The organism is Sphingobium sp. HDIP04 (genome assembly GCF_000445085.1).
In the GTDB taxonomy this organism is placed as follows: domain Bacteria; phylum Pseudomonadota; class Alphaproteobacteria; order Sphingomonadales; family Sphingomonadaceae; genus Sphingobium; species Sphingobium indicum.
This window is the reverse complement of sequence record NZ_ATDO01000062.1, coordinates 1-2766: the sequence shown is the minus strand read 5'-3', so window position 1 is coordinate 2766 and position 2766 is coordinate 1. Positions and strand designations below refer to the sequence as shown.

2 protein-coding genes and 1 pseudogene are annotated in these 2766 nt (G+C 66.3%); all 3 read left to right on the top strand.

The window, feature by feature from the left end:
* A pseudogene (locus L286_RS30635) lies at positions 1-259 on the top strand (NAD(P)(+) transhydrogenase (Re/Si-specific) subunit beta); the annotation flags it as partial.
* A gap of 59 nt (positions 260-318) precedes the next feature.
* On the top strand, positions 319-1011 hold the full coding sequence (locus tag L286_RS30630; RefSeq protein WP_025161047.1) for an aspartate/glutamate racemase family protein: 693 nt from the start codon (positions 319-321) through the stop codon (positions 1009-1011).
* Between the two features lie 252 nt (positions 1012-1263).
* The gene (gene guaB, locus L286_RS30625) at positions 1264-2721 is read left to right on the top strand and encodes an IMP dehydrogenase (protein WP_020819901.1); all 1458 of its coding nucleotides are present in this window, start codon (positions 1264-1266) and stop codon (positions 2719-2721) included.
* Positions 2722-2766: the final 45 nt, after the last annotated feature.

Genomic DNA, 2766 nt, shown 5'->3' with positions numbered 1-2766 from the left:
GCTCCTTGGCTGCATCGCAGTCGCGCTACTTGCGGGCTGGGCGGCGACGACATCGGCCTTGCGGTCGGGGACCGGACCTGCGCTGGCGCTGGCGGGCGGCTTTGCCGGCTGGGCCGTGGCGGCGTCCGCCTTCTTCTTGGAAAATATGCCGATGGTCGTCGCGGGAGGGCTGGCGGGAGCGGCCGGCACCCTGTTCCGCGCGCGGCTTTGCGGCAGCGCGGGCAGGAAGGGGCTTGCCGATGCGGGACGCCGCCCCTAACGATTTGCGCGATGGACAAGCCCGTCCGGCTTCGTCGGCGCATGGGGATAAGCGGATTCATGAAGAAGCTCGGCCTGATAGGCGGTCTTAGCTGGACGTCGACGGCGCGCTATTATCAGATCATCAACCAGGCCGTGTACCGCGCCAGGGGCGGCCAGCACAGCGCTCCGCTGCTGATCGAAAGCCTGGACTTCGCGGACATAGGCCGCTCCACCACGCCCGACGAATGGGCCCATGCGGCCGATGTGCTGACCGCGTCCGCCAGGCGGCTGGAGCAGGGCGGGGCGGCCGCCCTGCTGATCTGCGCCAATTCCATGCACCGCGTCTATGACGAGGTGCAGGCCGGCGTCGATATTCCGATCGTCAACATCGCGGAGGCTGTCGGGCGCAAGATGCAGGCCGACGGCATCGAAAAGGCCGCGCTGATCGGCACGCGCAACGTGATGACGGAGAAATTCTACCGCCAGCGGCTGGTGGCGCACGGCATATCGCTGCTGCCGCCCGACATGGAACTGGCCGATCGGATCGACCGGATCGTCTATGACGAGCTGACCATCGGCAAGGTGAGCCGCGAGTCCGAGCGCTATATGAAGTCCGAACTCACCGACATCGCCAAGGAGAATGTGCAGGCCGCGATCCTGGCCTGCACCGAATTGGAGATGATCGTCGATGTGAAGGCGAACGTCCTGCCGATCTACGACGGCACCAGCATCCATGCGCGCGCAGGCGTGGACGTGATCCTGGGGGATTGAGGCGGGTCGGCCCCTACGGGGCGTGGAGTTTTTGGAAATTCGGGCGGTGAGCGGACGAGTCCCCACGCTTCTCTTCCGGCCCGCCCCTTCCGCCCGATTCCGCATCGCGTGCAGGCCTGCGCTTCCCCGGCAATAAAATGCTTTCGGGGGTCTGGCTGTTTTCCTGCTTAATGGTTACATGGGCCGCCACGAATCCCCCAGCGACCGGCTATCCCCCCACTGGCCGGGCGCGCAGCAGAAAGTGGCTTTCACATGGATATCCGCCTCGGCCTCACCTTTGACGACGTGCTTCTTCAGCCCGCCGAATCCGATGTGCTGCCCAGCCAGGCGGACACCAGCACCCATGTGACCCGCGCGATCAAGCTCAACATCCCGATCCTCTCCTCCGCCATGGACACGGTGACGGAGGCGGACATGGCGATCGTCATGGCGCAGTTGGGCGGGATCGGCGTGCTGCACCGCAACCTTTCGGTGGAGGAGCAGGCGGACGCGGTGCGCGCGGTCAAGCGCTTCGAAAGCGGCATGGTGGTCAATCCCATCACCATCACGCCCAATGCCACGCTGGCCGATGCGCAGATGCTGATGACCCGGCACAAGATCAGCGGCATTCCGGTGGTGGAGGCGTCGGGCAAGCTGGTCGGCATCCTCACCAACCGCGACGTGCGCTTCGCCGAAAACCCGGCCCAGCCGGTCAGCGAACTGATGACCCACGACAATCTCGCCACCGTGAAGACCGGCGTGGGCCAGGAGGAGGCGATGCGCCTGCTGCACCAGCGCCGCATCGAAAAGCTGCTGGTGGTGGACGATCAATATCATTGCGTCGGCCTGATCACGGTCAAGGACATCGAAAAGGCCGTCACCTATCCGCAGGCGACCAAGGATGCTTCGGGCCGCCTGCGCGTGGCCGCTGCGTCGACCGTGGGCGACAAGGGGCTGGAGCGCAGCAAGGCGCTGATCGATGCGGAATGCGACCTGATCGTCATCGACACCGCGCACGGCCACAGCCGGCAGGTGGCCGTCGCGGTGGAGGCGGTGAAGAAACTCTCCAACCATGTTCAGGTGGTGGCGGGCAATGTCGCCACCGCCGAAGCGACCAAGGCGCTGATCGATGCGGGCGCGGACTGCGTGAAGGTGGGCATCGGGCCGGGATCGATCTGCACCACCCGCGTCGTCGCGGGCGTGGGCGTGCCGCAGTTGACCGCCGTCATGGATTCGGCCGAGGAAGCGGCGAAGCAGGGCGTGCCGGTGATCGCAGACGGCGGCCTGCGCACGTCGGGCGATGTGGCGAAGGCGCTGGCGGCGGGCGCGGGCTGCGTCATGGTGGGGTCGCTGCTGGCGGGCACGGCCGAAGCGCCGGGCGAAACCTTCCTCTATCAGGGCCGCGCCTATAAGAGCTATCGCGGCATGGGCAGCGTCGGCGCGATGGCGCGGGGTTCGGCCGACCGCTATTTCCAGGCGGACATCAAGGACCAGATGAAGCTGGTGCCCGAAGGCATTGAGGGCCAGGTGCCCTTCAAGGGTCCGGCGAAGGACGTGATCCACCAGCTTGTCGGCGGGGTGAAGGCGGCCATGGGCTATACCGGCAGCGCCACGATCCGGGATTTGCAGGAACGCGCCCGCTTCGTCCAGATCACCAATGCGGGCCTGTCGGAAAGCCATGTCCACGACGTGACGATCACGCGGGAAGCACCCAATTACCCGACGCGCTGACCCCTCGATCAAGCCCCTCCCCTTCAGGGGAGGGGTTGGGGGTGG

Coding starts and splice junctions, on each gene's coding strand:
- L286_RS30630 (WP_025161047.1), top strand. CDS start 319: ATGAAGAAGCTCGGCCTGATAGGCGGTCTTAGCTGGACGTCGACGGCG.
- guaB (WP_020819901.1), top strand. CDS start 1,264: ATGGATATCCGCCTCGGCCTCACCTTTGACGACGTGCTTCTTCAGCCC.